The sequence below is a fragment of the Xanthomonas citri pv. citri genome, from assembly GCF_000961215.1.
Taxonomy (GTDB): domain Bacteria; phylum Pseudomonadota; class Gammaproteobacteria; order Xanthomonadales; family Xanthomonadaceae; genus Xanthomonas; species Xanthomonas cissicola.
In genome coordinates, this window is the sequence record NZ_CP008998.1 from 1158167 (window position 1) to 1175742 (window position 17576).

A 17576-nucleotide genomic window follows, 5' to 3' on the forward strand; every position below is an offset into this window, starting at 1 on the left:
CGCGCGGATCCGGGCTATAGGGTTTGTCACTCACGCGTCAGCTCAACAACTCAGCCCGAACGGCCAGCACGCTTGCGGTCGCTTTCGGTCAGGAACTTCTTGCGCAGGCGGATTTCCTTCGGCGTGACTTCCACCAGCTCGTCGTCCTCGATGAAGTCCAGCGCCTGTTCCAGCGTGTACTTGATCGCCGGGGTCAGCTTGATCGCATCGTCCTTGCCCGAGGCGCGCATGTTGGTCAGCGGCTTGGTCTTGATCGCGTTGACGGTCAGGTCGTTGTCCTTGGAATGGATACCGACCAGCTGGCCTTCGTACACGTTGTCGCCTTCGGCGGCGAACAGGCGCCCACGCTCTTCCAGCGGTCCCAGCGCATAAGCCGGCGTCGCGCCCGGTGCATTGGCGATCATCACGCCGTTCTGGCGCTTGGCGATCGCGCCCTGTTCCTTCGGACCGTAGTGGTCGAACACGTGGAACAGCAGACCCGAGCCCTGGGTCAGGGTGCGGAATTCGTTCTGGAAGCCGATCAGGCCACGCGCCGGGATCATGTAATCCAGACGCACGCGGCCCTTGCCGTCGGGTTCCATGTTCTTCAGCTGGCCCTTGCGGGTGCCCAGCTTTTCCATCACGCCGCCCTGGTGCTGTTCTTCGATGTCCACCACCAGCTGTTCGATCGGCTCCATCAGCTTGCCGTCGATTTCCTTGATGATCACTTCCGGACGCGACACGGCCAGCTCGTAGCCTTCACGACGCATGTTTTCGATCAGCACCGACAGGTGCAGCTCGCCACGGCCGGAGACCAGGAACTTGTCGGCGTCCGAGCCTTCCTCGACCTTCAGCGCCACGTTGTGCACCTTCTCGCGGTCCAGACGGTCGCGCAGCTGGCGGTTGGTCAGGAACTTGCCGCCGGACAGGTCCTTGTTACCGGCGAACGGCGAGTTGTTGACCTGGAAGGTCATCGAGATGGTGGGCTCGTCCACGGTCAGCGCCGGCAGCGCTTCGGGATGATCGAGCGCGCACACGGTGTCGGAGATGGTCAGTTCCTGGATGCCGGAGATGGCCACGATGTCGCCGGCCTCGGCGGTGTCCTGCTCGATACGCTCCAGGCCCAGGAAGCCCAGCACCTGCAGCACCTTGCCCTGGCGCTTCTTGCCCTCGCGGTCGATCACGCTGACCGGCATGTTCTTCTTCAGGGTGCCGCGCTGGATGCGGCCGATGCCGATCACGCCCACGAAGTTGTTGTAGTCCAGCTGGCTGATGCGCATCTGGAACGGGCCGTCCGGGTCCACGTCCGGGGCCGACACGTGCTGCATGATCGCTTCGTACAGCGGGGTCATGTCGCCTTCGCGCACGTCCGAATCCAGGCTTGCGTAGCCGTTCAGTGCGGAGGTGTAGACGATCGGGAAATCCAGCTGCTCGTCGGTGGCGCCGAGCTTGTCGAACAGGTCGAACACCTGGTCGATCACCCAGTCAGGGCGTGCGCCGGGACGGTCGATCTTGTTGACCACCACGATCGGCTTGAAGCCCATCGCAAAGGCCTTCTGGGTCACGAAGCGGGTCTGCGGCATCGGGCCATCCATCGCGTCGACCAGGATCAGCACCGAGTCCACCATCGACAGCACGCGCTCGACTTCGCCACCGAAGTCGGCGTGTCCGGGGGTGTCGACGATATTGATGCGGTTGCCCTGCCAGGTGATGGCGGTGTTCTTGGCCAGGATCGTGATGCCACGTTCCTTTTCCTGGTCGTTGCTGTCCATCACGCGCTCAGCCAACACGGTGCGTTCGGACAGGGTGCCGGACTGCTTCAGCAGGCAGTCGACGAGGGTGGTCTTGCCATGGTCGACGTGCGCGACGATGGCGATATTGCGGAGTTTTTCGATAGACATGCGGAAAGGGCCCCTGTCTGGCGCCAGTCTTGAGATGAGGTAAGCCCGACATTATAGCGGTTTCGTTGCGCTGCCGTTGCCGATTGCCCTGAGTCGATTCAGATCGCCCATTCAGCTGGCGTGACGGGCCGGGTACGTGGCAGGCGGGAGCGTTGGACGATGGTCGTACCCATGCGGCCGGCCACGCACCCGGGTGTATCCTAGCGGGCTATTGATCACCCCAGAACCTGCAAGGATTTCTATGTCCCTGATCGCCACTTTCGACACCTCCCGCGGCCCCATCGTCGTCGAGCTGTACCCGGACAAGGCCCCGCTGACGGTTGCCAACTTCGTCAACCTGGCCAAGCGCGGCTTCTACAACGGCCTGAGCTTCCACCGCGTCATCGCCGACTTCATGATCCAGGGCGGTTGCCCGGAAGGTTCCGGCCGCGGCGGCCCGGGCTACCGTTTCGAAGACGAGACCAACAATGGCGTCGGCCACGAGCGCGGCGTGCTGTCCATGGCCAATGCCGGCCCGAACACCAACGGCAGCCAGTTCTTCATCACCCACACCGCCACCCCGTGGCTGGACGGCAAGCACACCGTGTTCGGCAAGGTCACCCAGGGCCTGGACGTGGTCGATAGCGTTGCCCAGGGCGACACCATCAATACCCTCACCATCGAAGGCGACACCGACGCCGTGCTGGCCGCCAAGGCCGACCGCGTTGCGGAGTGGAACAAGATCCTCGCCGCCTGATCGCATCCCGTCGAACGGCCGCCATGTGCGGCCGTTCGCTTGTCAATGCGCGCCGCCAGGCCTTGCGCCCCGCCAGCGTACGACCCTTACCAACGTTTTTTAGCAGAGGAAACACCCCATGAAAGCACCTGTTCGTGTTGCTGTGACCGGCGCTGCCGGCCAGATCGGCTATGCCCTGCTGTTCCGCATCGCTTCCGGCGAAATGCTGGGCAAGGACCAACCGGTCATTCTGCAGTTGCTTGAACTGCCGATTGAGAAGGCCCAGGCCGCCCTCAAGGGCGTGATGATGGAACTGGAAGACTGCGCGTTCCCGTTGCTGGCCGGCATGGTCGGTACCGACGACGCCGAAGTGGCCTTCAAGGACGTCGATGTCGCCCTGCTGGTCGGTTCGCGTCCGCGCGGCCCGGGCATGGAGCGCAAGGACCTGCTGCTGGCCAATGCGGAGATCTTCACCGCACAGGGCGCGGCCCTGAACAAGGTCGCCAAGCGCGACGTGAAGGTGCTGGTGGTCGGCAATCCGGCCAACACCAACGCCTACATCGCCATGAAGTCGGCGCCGGACCTGGACCCGAAGAATTTCACCGCCATGCTGCGCCTGGACCACAACCGTGCGCTGAGCCAGCTCTCGGCCAAGCTCGGCAAGCCGGTGGCCGGCATCGAGAAGCTGGCGGTGTGGGGTAACCACAGCCCGACCATGTACCCGGATTATCGTTTCGCCACCGCCGATGGCGCCTCCATCGGCGATGCGATCAACGACCAGGAGTGGAACGCTTCCACGTTCATCCCGACCGTGGGCAAGCGCGGCGCGGCGATCATCGAAGCGCGTGGCCTGTCCTCGGCTGCCTCCGCGGCCAATGCCGCCATCGACCACATCCGTGACTGGGTGCTGGGCACCAGCGGTAAGTGGGTGACGATGGGCGTGCCGTCGGACGGCTCCTACGGCATTCCGGAAGGCGTGATGTTCGGCTTCCCGGTCACCACCGAAAATGGCAAGTACACCATCGTCAAGGATCTGCCGATCGACGACTTCAGCCAGAAGTACATCGACAAGACCCTGGCCGAGCTGGAAGAAGAGCGCAGCGGCGTGGCGCACCTGCTGGGCTGAGTTGGTCGATCACGGCAGTCATGAAAACGCCGGGCATTGCCCGGCGTTTTTGTTATTACGCGTCGTGTGGCAAACGGCTGCGCTGCCAGGCCAGACCCTCGGCCTTGAGTGCAGCCTGCACATCGGCATCGGCCAGCATGCGTTGCACGAACGCTTGCAGCGCGTTCAAGCCATCCAGATTCACAGCGGCTTTCTGCGCCCACAGCAAGGTGACGAACAAATACGCATCGGCACCGGTGTGGCTGTCGCTGGCAAGCCAGGTACGACCTTGCAGATGCGCATCGACGCGCGCGTACAGCGTGCGCAATTTGACGCGCGCATCGTCCTGGCTGCGCGCAATCAGCGCCGGGTCTTGCAGATACGCGGTGCTGCCGAAGATCGGCTTGAAGGTGGGGTGCACGTCGGCATTGACGAAGGCGATCCAACGATTGATTTCGGCACGGCTGCGCGCGGTGCCATCGCCGGATAGGCCGGTGAGCGGCGCGATGTCGGCGATGTAATTGAGGATGGCTGCATTCTGGGTCAGTGCCCAATCGTCGACCAGCAGCAATGGCACGGCGCCTGCTGGATTCAGACGCAGGTACTCGGGAGATTTCATCGTCGCCGCATCGACCACACTCAGGTCGAACGGCAGCCCCGACCAACGCAACACGATGTGATCTGCCAGCGAACAAGCGCCGGGCTTGGTATACAGCTTCATGGACGATCCACACGGAAATGAAGACCCAAGCTTAGCGGGCAGACGATGCCGTGTGGAGCGCGCAGCGGGTATTGGAGGCTTGAGCAGGGTGTCGCCCATTGGCCCGTTGGTCGCTGAAGTTGGTGTTATGCCGATACGAAGCTAGCCAGCGCGGCAAGTGGCGACAGCGGCTACAGCTTGGTCAGGGTCTTCTTTGCAACCTATCCGGGTGCGGGAGGCGAGTCGGTGCCTGATACCGCTTTCTGCCACGCCGGTCGATCGTCACGCATGCGGTGTGTCCGTTGTACTGCGACGCATGGGTGTCTCGAGATGGGCGCATCAAGACGCGTCAGACGCATCGGCACTGCATCTCGATAATCAACGACCTCAGCGACGTATGACGCTCAGAGATACCGCGACAGTCCGCGCTCAGGACGCGTTGCGCGGGCGCAGCGATTGCACGCGATAGAACGTGTGGTCGCCGATGGTGGCCACCTGATAGGCATTACGCCAGCTAGGGCTCGCGATTGCGCTGGCGGCAAAGTGGCTGGCGCCCGGCACGATTTCTTTGCGTTGGCCAACCGGCAATGCCCAGTTGCGCTGCGCCGCCAGTGCCACGCCCAAAGCCTTGTTCCAGGCATCGTCGTTCTTCAGCTGCGTGCCTGGCGCCACGATCGTCGGCGCGAATTGCTTGCGTGCAGTGACCACCTGGCACATCGAGTCGCCCCACAAACCGCTATCCAGGCGACGCAATGCAACTTCTGCAACGGCCTGCTGGCCACGCAAGGTCTGGTCGCGCGCTTCCAGATAGACGGTCGTACTCAAACACAGCGAATCTGCAGCTGGCTGCGGCAACACATGCGACAGCCAGAGTATCCAAACAAGTTTCATAGAACTCCTTGCTCCGTATGGGCCGGTCCGCAGAGCATCCAATGTGGATGCACCAGTGCAGAGGGCTTGGCGTCATGGGGAGGCGACCTGCCACCGGTCGCCAAATGCTTCGGCGAAAGACCATCTGCCGAAGGCGCCCACCAAATGCGGTGGGTCAAAAAGTTGGCGCAAGGTAGGCGTCGATCACACAATCGCGGCTGAATGAGAGGGGTTGACGATTCCGACTGCCCGCGATGCATCGCGCTGTGAAACAGCCTAGCGTGCATCGCAACATCGAATCTGCGTCGCATTGTTAAAGCGACTGTTGTGTTTGCATGAATTGTTTGCCACATCGCGCGCTGCGGCATTGCGTATCGGTTCGGATGATCGCCTGGTGGCAAAAAACCGCCTTCCTGATAAGCGCAAATTTCATACACGCACTCGTCACGCGTGGTTGTGCTGTCGAGTGCAGTTGTGCAATTCGGTTTCGTACATCGATCAAGGGTGCGCGAGAAAGACGGGCGTCGCGGAGACGCCCTGGATGGCGAAAGTGCTAGCGTCTGAGATGCAGCGGTGTGTGTGCTGCATCACTGGCGCGTTATGCGTCATCTCCTCTGCGTATGGATACGCAGTCTTGACGCATCTCGCTGATCACGCCATCAGAAGCAGTACAGATGCTAGCTGTTGCAGCGAAAGCTATCTGCCATCACGACGTGATGGCCGTTGTCGCATGATGTTCGGAGGGCACGTAGCGATGTTTCGAAAGCTCGTCGAGCATTCGATGCGCCAGTGGTGTGTCTTATTGCGTTGCGATCTGTTTGCGAGGTCGCATGTTCAAGAGCGCAAGAGCGCGAAGATGCTCAAGTGCAGAAGTGTCAGATACGAAAGTTTTAAGACCAATGGGTGCCAAAACGAAGTAGGCGCTGATACGCCAGGTACTGCACTCAGTGCAGCATGCACTGTCGTCAGAAACGTGCATGCACGTTGCGAAAATCTCTGTCGAAGCGATAAGACACGCGGTGTCATCGCATCCCACAAGCGCACGCTGATGCTGTAGCGGCGATTGCGAATCGACAATGCAGGCAGCAAGCGGTACCTGAGCGCGTTTTAGATGCGCGAAGTGCCCGCGCGTCTACCACACAGGCCCGTGTCGAGATGCGCTGCCGCGTAGGCGCGCAATGCGACAGGCGGTAATGCGTGCGGTAACGATGCATGCGGCACTTATCGCCGATCCGCACGGCAAGAAAAAGAATCGGCGTGGCAGGCCACCACATCCGCATGCATGTCGACGTCGGTAACGCTGCATGCACGGCAGTCGTGCGGCAAGCCTCGAACGCAACGACGGCCTCGTCGTGACGCCGTCCTCGAAAATCCGTTACAGGGTCGCGGCCAGCCGACTTGCCTGGTTGATCGCGCGCTTGGCATCCAGTTCGGCCGCCACGTCCGCGCCGCCGATCAGATGCGGCTGCTGGCCATTGGCCTGCAGCGCGGCCAGCAATTCGCGACGCGGCTCCTGCCCGGCGCACACCACCACCGTACCGACATCCAGCAGCTGTTCGCTGCCTTCCACGCGAATGCGCAGGCCGGCGTCGTCCACGCCCAGATATTCCACGCCGCCGAGCATCTTGACGCCCTTGGCCTTGAGCGTCGCGCGGTGGATCCAGCCAGTGGTCTTGCCCAGGCGTCCACCGGGCTTGCCGGGGCTGCGCTGCAACAGCCAGACCTGACGGGCGGCACGCTCGGGTTGCGGTTTGTTCAACGCACCGCGCGCTTCGAAGCTCGGATCTACGCCCCATTCGGCCATCCAGCGCTGCGGATCCAGCGATGGCGATTGGCCCGTGTGCACCAGAAACTCGCCGACATCAAAGCCAATTCCGCCGGCACCGATGATGGCCACCTTGTCGGCGGCGACGTGGCGGCCCAGCACCACGTCGAGGTAGCTCACCACCATCGGATGATCGGCACCGGGGAAATCCACCTTGCGCGGCTCGATGCCGGTGGCCAGCACGACTTCGTCGAAGTCTTTCAGATCGGCCGCCTGCACCGGGGTGTTCAAACGCAGCTGCACGCCGGTCGCTTCGATGCGATGGCCGAAGTAACGCAAGGTCTCGTTGAACTCTTCCTTGCCCGGAATGCGCCTGGCGACATTGAATTGCCCGCCGATCGCATCGCTTGCATCGAACAAGGTCACCCGATGCCCGCGTTCTGCCGCCACCGTCGCGCAGGCCAGACCGGCCGGGCCGGCACCGACCACGGCAATGCGCTTGGGCGTGGCAGTCGGGGTGTAGTTGAGTTCGGTCTCGTGTGCGGCACGCGGGTTGACCAGGCAGCTGGCCAGCTTGTTGTCGAACACGTGATCCAGGCAGGCCTGGTTACAGGCAATGCACGTATTGATGGTGTGCGACTGCCCGGCGCGCGCCTTGTTGGTCCACTGCGGGTCGGCCAGCAGCGGCCGCGCCAGCGACACCATGTCTGCGGCACCGTCGGCCAGGATGCGCTCGGCCACCTCCGGCATGTTGATGCGGTTGGTTGCCACCACCGGAATGCGCAGATGCGGCTTGAGCTTGGCAGTGACCCCGGCAAACGCGGCGCGCGGCACCGAGGTGGCGATGGTGGGAATGCGCGCTTCGTGCCAGCCGATACCGGAATTGATGATGGTCGCGCCGGCCGCTTCGATCGCCTGCGCCTGGGCCAGGATTTCCTGCCACTGGTTGCCGTCTTCGACCAGATCCACCAGCGACAGCCGGTAGATGATGATGAAGTCCGGCCCGCACGCCTCGCGGATGCGCCGCACGATCTCTACCGCAAAGCGCATGCGCTTGCTCGCATCGCCGCCCCAGGCGTCGCTGCGCCGATTGGTGCGCGCGGCGGTGAATTCGTTGATCAGATAGCCTTCCGAGCCCATGACCTCGACGCCGTCGTAGCCCGCCTCGCGCGCTAGCCGCGCGGCGCGCGCATAGGCTGCGATCTGCCGGTCCACCGCGCCGGCCGACAACGCGCGCGGAGTGAACGGGTTGATCGGTGCCTTGAGCCTGGATGGCGCAACCGACAGCGGGTGGTACGCATAGCGCCCGGCGTGCAGCAGCTGCAGGCAGATCTTGGCGCCGTGTTCGTGGACTGCGCGGGTGACCTGGCGATGCGGGCGTACTTCCCACGGCCACGATAACTTGCCGCCGAATGGCTTGAGCCAGCCCACCACATTCGGCGAAAACCCACCGGTCACGATCAGGCCCACGCCACCGGCGGCGCGCTCTGCGAAATACGCCGCCAGCTTGGGGAAGTCGCGCGCACGGTCTTCCAGGCCCGTGTGCATCGAGCCCATCAGGACGCGATTACGCAGTTGCGTGAAGCCCAGATCGAGCGGGGTGAACAGGTGCGGGAAAGACAAGGCGGAAGGGCCGGTGGCGGGCGACATGATGTGGATACGCTGGCGTACGGATTGCGCACGATGCCGGCAAACCGGCCTGGCGGCAAGTCCCGACGCATGCAGCGGCCCTACCGATGCCCCGGAGACGCCTGGTAGGTAACACGCCTTCGCTGTCGCCCGCACGGGCGCGCGCCGATACGCAGGCGCCGCGCGCATCCATGCATCGCCGCAGCGACGTGAGCCAGACCGCCGCCTTACCAGCCGGCCAGCACCAGCTTGCCGATCGTGCTGCCGCTTTCCAGCCGACGGTGCGCCTCGCGCAGCTGCTGCGCATTGATCGGCGACAGCGTCTCGGTATGCGTGGTGCGCAGCTCGCCGGCATCGATCAGGCTGGCCGCCCGGTTGAGGATGCGGTGCTGCTCGACCATGTCTTCGGTCGCGTAGCGTGCGCGCGTGAACATTAGCTCCCAATGGATGCCGATGCACTTGGATTTGTATGGGTCGCCGATCGACAACGGCCCGCGCGGCTCCACGATCAGGCCCACATGGCCCTGCGGCGCCAGCACTTCGCCCAGTGGCTGCCAGTAGCGGTCGGTGTCGGCCAGATTGAGCGCCGCGTCCACCGTTTCCAATCCCAGCGCCTGCAGTTGCGGCTGCAGCGGTTGATGATGATCGATCACGTGGTGCGCGCCCATTTGGCGAACCCATTCGATGCTCTCCGGGCGCGATGCGGTGGCAATCACCGTGAATCCGGCATGCCGCGCCAGCTGGATCGCGATGGAGCCCACGCCGCCAGCGCCGCCGACGATGAGCAGATGCCTGCCGCGATTGCGTGCACCGTCGAATGAATAGGGCATGCGCTGGAACAGCAGTTCCCACGCCGTCAGGGTGGTCAGCGGTAGCGCGGCCGCCTGCGCGAAGCTGAGCGAGGTCGGTTTGCATCCGGCAATCCGCGCGTCCACCAACTGATACTGCGCATTGCTGCCCGGCCGCCCGATATCGCCGGCATAGTAGACCTCGTCGCCGACCGCGAAGGCGGTGACCTCCGGGCCGACCGCCTCGATCACTCCGGCTGCGTCGTAACCCAGGACCTTCGGCGCCTGCAGGGGCTGCGGCTTGGGCGCGCGCACCTTTGTATCGACCGGGTTCACCGAGATCGCCTCCACCCGCACCAATAAGTCATACCCCGACGGCGCCGCAGGTGCCGGAAGTTCCACGTCAAGTAGCGATTCGGGATCGTCGATCGGAAGATGGCGGGTGAGGGCGACAGCTTTCATTGGAGCGCTCCTGAGCGGGAGGTTCAGGGTGCGTTGTGGGGCAAGTCGTCCGCAACCATCCACCCCACAATTCAGCTCGGACGGGGCTTGGCGTTCACCAATGTAGTTTTCCAGGCAACCTGGAACGCTGAAAACCAGTCGGCACGGAACCGTATTCAAGTGACCTAATTGGGCTGCCGTTCATGCAGACGCGTTGTGCGAATTGGGTGCCCGGTCCTTTCCTTCATGAAGCTGTATACGTAGGATTGCTTGGCGTTGCGGGACCTGGTGATTGCTTTCACATGTTATATGACCGTTAACGCGATCTTCACCGAGGCCGGCTTAATCTGCGCCCCGATGGCTCTGGATGTGACGAGCATCTTTACCAAGCACAACGCCTCTATCGGTTTTATCTCCCAAAGAAGGAGCTGTATAAATGAACAAGAAAATTCTCACTGCCGCGTTGCTCGGCGGTCTGGCAGTTGCCCAGGCTGCTTCCGCGCAGGAGTTCGACGACCGTTGGTACCTGACCGGTAGCGCTGGCTTCAACTTCCAGGACAGCGATCGCCTGACCAATGATGCCCCGTTCGTCACCCTGGGTCTGGGCAAGTTCGTCAGCCCGAACTGGTCGATCGACGGTGAGTTGAACTATCAGAACCCGAACTTCGATGCCAACCAGGATCTGAACTGGAGCCAGTACGGCATCTCGTTCGACCTGCGTCGCCACTTCATCCAGGAAGGCCGCGGCTGGAACCCCTACCTGCTGTTCGGTCTGGGCTACCAGCGTTCGGAAGAAGAATTCGACGCGACCCCGAACCCGGTTTCGCCGGGCCAGCAGAAGGACGGCAACTTTGCCGCCAAGGCCGGTGTCGGTCTGCAGACCACCTTCGACAAGCGCGTCGCCGTGCGTGCCGAGTTGGCCTACCGCGCTGACTTCAACGACCAGAGCGTTGCTGCTCCGCAGGAAGACTGGTTCGGCGACGTGCTGGCTTCGGTCGGCGTCGTGATCCCGTTGGGACCGGCTCCGTCGACCGCTCCGCCGCCGGCTCCGGCTCCGGTTGCTCCGAGCTGCGCCGATCTGGATGACGACGGTGACGGCGTCAACAACTGCGACGACAAGTGCCCGAACTCGCAGCCTGGCCAGACCATCGGTCCGGACGGTTGCCCGGTTCCTGTCTCGATCGACCTGAAGGGCGTGAACTTCGACTTCAACAAGTCGACCCTGCGTCCGGATGCCGTTTCGATCCTGAGCGAAGCGACCGAGATCCTGAAGCGCTACCCCGACCTGAAGGTCGAGGTTGCCGGTCACACCGACTCGAAGGGTACCGACGCGTACAACCAGAAGCTGTCCGAGCGTCGTGCGACCACCGTGTACGACTACCTGACCAAGAACGGCGTCGATGCATCGCGCCTGGTCGGCCCGATCGGCTACGGCGAGAGCCGTCCGATTGCTCCGAACACCAACCCGGATGGTTCTGACAATCCGGAAGGTCGTGCGAAGAACCGTCGTACCGAGCTGAACGTCCAGAACTAATCGGACCGCTAGCTTTATTGCAGACAAAACCCGGCCTTGTGCCGGGTTTTGTCTATGCAGGTCCGGGAAAAGCGCGCTCAAGCGCTGCCGATCCTGTCTGTGTTGCCATCCAGGCACGGTTCCTGTTGAAACAGCGTTCATCGCTGCCTACACTCGCCGCGTCAACACCACACTCATACTTGGAAGAACCCGATGCTGCGTACCGCTACGGCAGGACTGCTCTGTCTCGCTCTGATCCCCGCTGCCTACGCCGCTCCAAACTGCGCCGGCAGCATGGTGTCCCAGCCACTGCCGTTGCCCGCTACTGTCGTTGCACCCGCGGCTGCCGAGTTCTATACCCGTAGCGTGCAGCTGGGCATGCCCACCGGCGTGCTGGCACAGCCCTATAGCAGCGACCAGTCGGTGGATCGTGTGCTGCTGCGCCTGCGCGTGGAAGGTTGCCAGGATCTGGCCAAGGTCATTCCGCCCGGCGGCACCGTCAACCCGAACGACCCGGCGGCCTACAAGGCCACTACCGCGTTCGACAACACCCCGTGGCGCTTTGACATGAGCCAGAACGGCAAGCGCATGACGGCAGAAGAATTCGATGCCTGGATGAAGGCCCGCGGTGTGCGCGTGGTCAAGGCTCGCCCGGCCGCTGGTGCGGCACCTGCAGCGGCAGCGCCCGCAACACCTGCGGCCGACGCCAAGTCGGTCGAAAACAAGTAAGCCCTGCGGTCGGGACGGCATGCCCCGGCGACCTGCGCCGGCAACGTCCCGGCAGCGTCAGCGTGGTCCGGGGGAGGGCGGCGCGGTGCGCCCACCCGCTGCCGCATCCGCCAATGCCGCGCCACGCCATGGGCTGGCGCGCGTGCTGTCCAAGCTTGGCGTGTGTTCGCGCACCGAAGCGGCGCGCTGGATTGCCGCTGGCCGCGTCAGCGTGTCGGCACGTGTGGTGCGCGACCCCGAGTTTCCGATCCGCGGCGATCAGCAATCGTCCATCGCTGTCGATGGGCAACCGCTTGCGGGACTGGCACGCTGCTACCTGATGCTCAACAAACCGCGCGGCGTGGTCACCACCGTGCGCGACGAGCAGGGCAGGGACACGGTCTACCGTTGCTTCGATGACGCCGGCCTACCGTGGATCGCGCCGGTGGGGCGCCTGGACAAGGCCAGCGAAGGCCTGTTGCTTTTCAGCAACGACCCACAGTGGGCGGCGACGGTGACCGACCCGGCGACCGGGCCGGACAAGACCTACCACGTGCAGATCGATTGCCGTCCCAGTGCCGCGCAACTGGTGCAGCTGCATGCCGGTGTGGTCGATCCCGATCCACAGGGCCAGGGCCTACTGTTGCGCGCCAAGCAGGTCAGCGTACTGCGCGAAGGCGAGCGCAATGCCTGGCTGGAGATCGTGCTGGACGAAGGGCGCAATCGGCAGATCCGCCGGCTGTTGGCCGCAGTCGACATCGGCGTACTGCGGCTGGTGCGCGTGGCGATCGGCCCGCTGGCGATGGGGGAGCTGGGCAAAGGCGCGTGGCGGATGCTGAGCGCCGAGGAAGTCAGTGCGTTGGTGCCGGCGGCGCACGCCAGCGCGCCAGACGCGCGCTGAGCAGGGCGCTGACCACGTCGTAAGCGCGGGCGTCGCCGGCGCCGTTGGCATCGTGGCGGCGACCCTTGGCGTGATTGCAGCCGGCACAGGCCAGCGCCAGATTGCGCGCATCGTTGGCATCGTCGCCCACCAATACGCACAGCGACGCGGCCGCGCGCCGACCGAACCAGGCCTGCGGCACCACGTGTTCGAGCGTGGTGTGGCCGAGCGGTTCGCCGTCGGCGCGCATCTGCAGATGCCGACGGCAGTGCAGGCAGCGCGTCTCCCAATGGCCGTCGAGCAGCTGCGCCTGCGCATCGGTCTGCGCCGCCAGCAGCAGCCGTTGGCGCAGCACCGTGCGCATGCTCAGGCCTCGATGACCTTGAGTTCGCGCCCGATCTTGATGAACGCTTCGATCGCTTGATCCAGGTGCTCGCGCGTATGCGCTGCGCTGATCTGGGTGCGAATGCGCGCCTGGCCTTTCGGAACCACCGGGAAGAAAAAGCCGATGGCGTAGATGCCTTCCTCCAGCAAGCGCTCGGCGAATTTTTGCGCCAGCGGTGCGTCGTACAGCATCACCGGGCTGATCGGATGCACGCCCGGTTTGACGTCGAAACCGGCGGCGGTCATGCGTGCGCGGAAATACGTGGTGTTTTCGACCAGCTGCGTGCGCAGCTCGCCGGCGGCATCCAGCATTTCGAAGGCTTTGATGCCGGCAGCCACCACGTGCGGCGGCAATGAATTGGAGAACAAGTAGGGACGCGAACGCTGGCGCAGCAGCTCGATCACTTCGCGCTTTGCGGTGGTGAAGCCGCCCAATGCGCCGCCCATGGCCTTGCCCAGCGTGCCGGTGAAGATGTCGATCTGGTCGAGTACGCCCTTGACCTCGGCCGAGCCGCGGCCGGTGGCGCCGAGGAAGCCGGTGGCATGGCATTCGTCGATATGTACCAGCGCGTTGTATTTGCGGGCCAGGGCAGTGATTTCGTCGAGCGGGGCGATGAAGCCGTCCATCGAGAACACGCCGTCGCTGGTGATCAGCTTGGTCTTGCAGCCGGCGGCGTCGGCGGCCTGCAGCTGCGCTTCCAGGTCGGCCATGTCGCAGTTGGCGTAGCGGAAGCGCTTGGCCTTGCACAGGCGCACGCCGTCGATGATGGAGGCATGGTTGAGCGCATCGGAAATGATGGCGTCGTGCTCGCCGAGCAGCGGTTCGAACAGGCCGCCATTGGCATCGAAGCAGGCTGCGTAGAGGATGGTGTCTTCGGTGCCGAAGAACGTGGCGATGGTGCGTTCCAGTTGCTTATGCAGATCCTGGGTGCCGCAGATGAAGCGTACCGAGGCCATGCCGAAGCCGTGGCTGTCCAGCGCGTCCTTGGCGGCCTGGATGATGTCCGGGTGATCGGCCAGGCCCAGATAGTTGTTGGCGCAGAAATTCAGCACGCTGCGACCATCGGCCAGCGTGATCTCCGCTGACTGCGGGCCGGTGATGATGCGCTCGGACTTGAACAGGCCCTGGGCCTGGATGGCGTCCAGTTCGGCGGCGTAATGGGCGGTCAGCGCGGCGGGAGCGGTGGTCATGGCGGTCGCAATGGCAGAAAGAAGCGCGATTTTAACGATCACGGTGGCATACCACTACGTCATGCAAAATCGGCATAAGCGGCGGCGCTGATGTCATTTCACCGCCTGCGTGCCGCTGCGCAGCATGGCATGCTTGCTGTTCAGCTGTGCTCAACCGGCCAGGAGATCGTCGTGACATATTCCCGTTTCCGTTTTACCTCCTTTCTTTTCGCCTTGCTGGTCCTGGCCGGCCCAGCTGGCGCACGCGAGATCGGGCTGCTCAACGTGAGCTACGACCCGACCCGCGAGTTCTATCGCGACTACAACGCCGCCTTTGCAGCGCAGTGGAAACAGCAGCACCCGCAGGACACGGTGACCGTGGAAACCTCGCACGGCGGCTCGGGCAAGCAGGCGCGCGCGGTGATCGATGGCATCGAGGCCGACGTGGTGACCTTGGCGCTGGCCTACGACGTGGATGCCATCGCGCAGAAGGCCAAGCTGATCGAGACCGATTGGGAAAAGCGCCTGCCCGACAACAGTGCGCCGTATACCTCGACCATCGTGTTTCTGGTACGCAAGGGCAACCCGAAGAACATCCACGACTGGCCGGACCTGCTGCGGTCTGGCGTGGCGGTGGTGACGCCGAACCCGAAGACCTCCGGAGGCGCGCGCTGGAACTATCTGGCCGCCTGGGCGTACGCCGACCACATCTTCAAGGGCGACCGCGAGCGCATCCTGCGCTATATGCAGGCGTTGTTCCGCAACGTGCCGGTGCTGGATACCGGCGCACGCGGCGCCACCACGACGTTCGTGCAGCGCGGTATCGGCGATGTGCTGCTGGCCTGGGAAAACGAGGCGCTGCTGGCGCGCGAGGAACTGGGCAAGGACAAGTTCGAGATCGTGGTGCCGAAGTTGTCGATCCTGGCCGAGCCGTCGGTGGCGCTGGTGGACAAGAACGTCGACAAGCATGGCACCCGCGAGGTGGCCGAAGCCTACCTGCGCTATCTGTATGCGCCTGAAGGTCAGAAGCTGGCAGCCAAGCATTTCTATCGCCCGCGGCATCCGGAATTTGCCGACCCGGCCGACATCGCGCGGTTTCCGGAGATCAAGCTGGTGACCATCCAGCAGGCGTTCGGCTCGTGGGAGAAGGCGCAGCAAGAGCATTTCGCCGACGGTGGCGTGTTCGACCAGATCCAGGCCAACAAGTAAGCGATGTCGATGTCGGTTGCACCTCACCCAGCGCCGTCATCGCGCCGACGCGTGATGCCGGGGCTGGGCCTGAGTCTGGGAATCACCTTGACCTGGCTTGGCCTGATCGTGCTGATCCCGCTGCTGGGTATCTTCATCAAGACCAGTGGCCTGGGCTGGGAGGGCCTGTGGCGGGTATGGAGCGAGCCACGCGTGCTTTCGGCGCTGCGGGTGAGCTTCGGCACCGCGTTTGCGGCCGGTGCCTTCAACGCGGTGATGGGCACCTGGGTGGCATGGGTCTTCGTGCGCTACAGGTTTCCGGGCAAGCGCTTTTTCGATGCGGTGATCGATTTGCCGTTCGCGTTGCCTACCGCGGTGGCCGGCATTGCGCTGACCGCGCTGTATGGCGGCAACGGGTGGGTGGGACGCTGGCTGGAGGCGATCGGGATCAAGGTGGCCTACACGCAACTGGGTATCGTGCTGGCATTGGTCTTTGTGGGCCTGCCCTTCGTGGTGCGGGTGGTGCAGCCGGTGCTGGCCGAGAGCGATCGTGAAATGGAGGCTGCCGCCGCCACACTGGGCGCCTCGCGCTGGCAGACGGTCTGGCGGGTGGTGCTGCCGGGGGTGTGGCCGGCGGTCCTGACCGGGTTTGCGCTGGCGTTTGCACGCGGCGTGGGGGAATACGGCTCGGTGATCTTCATTGCCGGCAACCTGCCCAATTCCACCGAGATCGCGCCGCTGCTGATCACCATCCGACTGGAAGAGTTCGACTACGCCGGCGCGACTGCCATTGCCGCGGCCATGCTGTTGCTGTCGTTCGTGATCTTGTTGGTGGTCAATACGCTGCAGGCACGGCTGCTGCGCTATCAACGCAGGCCCGTATGAACGATGCTGTTTCATCGCTGCCTTCCATGTTGCCGACCCATGCCATGACCAAGCAGGCGCGTCGCATCAGCGATTCGGCCACCAATGAGCCGCGTTGGGTGCAATGGCTGATGATCCTGGGCGCCGTGCTCTTTCTACTGGCGTTCTTGCTGCTGCCGCTGGTGCTGGTGTTCGCCGAGGCGTTGCGTGGCGGTTGGGAAACCTTCCTGCACGCGGTAGTCGACCCGGACGCGTTGTCGGCGATCAAGCTGACCTTGCTGGTGACTGCGATCGTGCTGCCGTTGAATCTGGTCTTCGGCGTGGCCGCGGCGTGGGCCATCAGCAAGCATCAGTTCCGGGGCAAACGCCTGCTGGTCAGCCTGATCGACCTGCCATTCTCGGTGTCGCCGGTGGTGGCGGGCTTGATCTTCGTGCTGATCTTCGGCCGCAACGGCTGGGCCTGGCCACTGATCGACGAAGGCTGGCATGTGCAGCTGCCGGCGCTGGGCGACCTTGTGATCCAGTTGCCGCGGATCGTGTTCGCGTTGCCGGGCATCGTATTGGCGACCACGTTCGTAACCTTTCCCTTCATTGCGCGCGAATTGATGCCGTTGATGGAGCAGCAGGGCAGCGACGAAGAACTGGCGGCACTGAGCCTGGGCGCGAACGGCTGGCAGATGTTCTGGCGGGTGACGCTGCCCAATATCCGTTGGGGCCTGTTGTACGGCGTGCTGTTGTGCGCGGCGCGTGCGATGGGCGAATTCGGGGCGGTGTCGGTGGTGTCCGGGCATATCCGTGGACGCACCAATACGCTGCCGCTGCATGTGGAAATTCTCTACAACGAATACGCCTACAGCGCCGCATTTGCCTGCGCGTCGCTGCTGGCATTGACCGCGCTGCTGACGTTGGCGCTGAAGACGTATCTGGAATGGCGACACGGCGATTCGCTGGCCGCCAACCACCGCCATTGAGGTGA

15 protein-coding genes are annotated in these 17576 nt (G+C 63.7%); 8 read left to right on the plus strand and 7 right to left on the minus strand.

Annotation, left to right across the window (positions count from 1 at the left end; genetic code table 11):
- Positions 1–50: 50 nt before the first annotated feature.
- On the minus strand, positions 51–1880 hold the full coding sequence (gene typA / locus AMD14_RS05615; RefSeq protein WP_011050644.1) for a translational GTPase TypA: 1830 nt from the start codon (positions 1878–1880) through the stop codon (positions 51–53).
- 241 nt (positions 1881–2121) lie between these two features.
- Between typA and AMD14_RS05620 the strand changes: the two genes are divergently transcribed.
- Both AMD14_RS05620 and AMD14_RS05625 read left to right on the plus strand, forming a co-directional pair.
- On the plus strand, positions 2122–2616 hold the full coding sequence (locus tag AMD14_RS05620) for a peptidylprolyl isomerase (protein ID WP_003486644.1): 495 nt from the start codon (positions 2122–2124) through the stop codon (positions 2614–2616).
- A 118-nt stretch (positions 2617–2734) separates the two neighbouring features.
- Positions 2735–3721: a malate dehydrogenase gene (locus AMD14_RS05625; RefSeq protein ID WP_003486642.1), complete on the plus strand. Its 987-nt coding sequence runs from the start codon at positions 2735–2737 to the stop codon at positions 3719–3721.
- A 55-nt stretch (positions 3722–3776) separates the two neighbouring features.
- Here the strand turns inward: AMD14_RS05625 and AMD14_RS05630 are convergent, their stop codons facing one another.
- From AMD14_RS05630 to AMD14_RS05645, 4 genes are all read right to left on the minus strand, one after another.
- Positions 3777–4421, minus strand: coding sequence for a glutathione binding-like protein (locus AMD14_RS05630; RefSeq protein ID WP_011050645.1), 645 nt, complete (start codon positions 4419–4421; stop codon positions 3777–3779).
- 408 nt (positions 4422–4829) lie between these two features.
- Positions 4830–5291 (minus strand): cell wall hydrolase, encoded by a 462-nt coding sequence (locus AMD14_RS05635; protein ID WP_005915848.1) that lies wholly within the window; start codon positions 5289–5291, stop codon positions 4830–4832.
- Between the two features lie 1354 nt (positions 5292–6645).
- The gene (locus AMD14_RS05640) at positions 6646–8685 is read right to left on the minus strand and encodes an NADPH-dependent 2,4-dienoyl-CoA reductase (RefSeq protein ID WP_005932206.1); all 2040 of its coding nucleotides are present in this window, start codon (positions 8683–8685) and stop codon (positions 6646–6648) included.
- Between the two features lie 206 nt (positions 8686–8891).
- The gene (locus AMD14_RS05645) at positions 8892–9914 is read right to left on the minus strand and encodes a zinc-binding alcohol dehydrogenase family protein (protein ID WP_011050647.1); all 1023 of its coding nucleotides are present in this window, start codon (positions 9912–9914) and stop codon (positions 8892–8894) included.
- Positions 9915–10329: 415 nt separating this feature from the next.
- Here AMD14_RS05645 and AMD14_RS05655 point away from each other — a divergent pair, with 415 nt between their 5' ends.
- The 3 genes from AMD14_RS05655 to AMD14_RS05665 all read left to right on the plus strand — a co-directional run bounded on the left by AMD14_RS05655 (position 10330) and on the right by AMD14_RS05665 (position 13015).
- The gene (locus AMD14_RS05655; protein ID WP_005915855.1) at positions 10330–11427 is read left to right on the plus strand and encodes an OmpA family protein; all 1098 of its coding nucleotides are present in this window, start codon (positions 10330–10332) and stop codon (positions 11425–11427) included.
- A gap of 192 nt (positions 11428–11619) precedes the next feature.
- Complete coding sequence (locus AMD14_RS05660) at positions 11620–12135, plus strand: hypothetical protein (RefSeq protein WP_011050648.1); 516 nt, start codon at positions 11620–11622, stop codon at positions 12133–12135.
- Positions 12136–12154: 19 nt separating this feature from the next.
- Positions 12155–13015 carry a pseudouridine synthase gene (locus AMD14_RS05665; RefSeq protein WP_045720655.1) on the plus strand — a complete coding sequence of 287 codons (861 nt, stop codon included), beginning with the start codon at positions 12155–12157 and terminating at the stop codon, positions 13013–13015.
- Here AMD14_RS05665 and AMD14_RS05670 read toward each other — a convergent pair.
- Positions 12966–13358 (minus strand): hypothetical protein, encoded by a 393-nt coding sequence (locus tag AMD14_RS05670; RefSeq protein WP_011050650.1) that lies wholly within the window; start codon positions 13356–13358, stop codon positions 12966–12968. The genes AMD14_RS05665 and AMD14_RS05670 overlap by 50 nt on opposite strands.
- Before the next feature lie 2 nt (positions 13359–13360).
- Positions 13361–14569 (minus strand): glycine C-acetyltransferase, encoded by a 1209-nt coding sequence (gene kbl / locus AMD14_RS05675; protein ID WP_011050651.1) that lies wholly within the window; start codon positions 14567–14569, stop codon positions 13361–13363.
- 90 nt (positions 14570–14659) lie between these two features.
- Between kbl and AMD14_RS05680 the strand changes: the two genes are divergently transcribed.
- The 3 genes from AMD14_RS05680 to cysW are packed head-to-tail and all read left to right on the plus strand — an operon-like array spanning position 14660 to position 17571.
- Entirely contained in the window at positions 14660–15757 is a 1098-nt protein-coding gene (locus tag AMD14_RS05680) for a sulfate ABC transporter substrate-binding protein (protein ID WP_005922271.1), read from the plus strand.
- A gap of 3 nt (positions 15758–15760) precedes the next feature.
- A complete protein-coding gene (gene cysT / locus AMD14_RS05685) occupies positions 15761–16621 on the plus strand; it encodes a sulfate ABC transporter permease subunit CysT (protein WP_011050653.1) in 861 nt (286 codons plus the stop codon).
- Positions 16618–17571 (plus strand): sulfate ABC transporter permease subunit CysW, encoded by a 954-nt coding sequence (cysW, locus tag AMD14_RS05690; RefSeq protein ID WP_005922269.1) that lies wholly within the window; start codon positions 16618–16620, stop codon positions 17569–17571. The genes cysT and cysW overlap by 4 nt, the downstream gene beginning before the upstream one ends.
- The last annotated feature ends 5 nt before the right edge of the window (positions 17572–17576 follow it).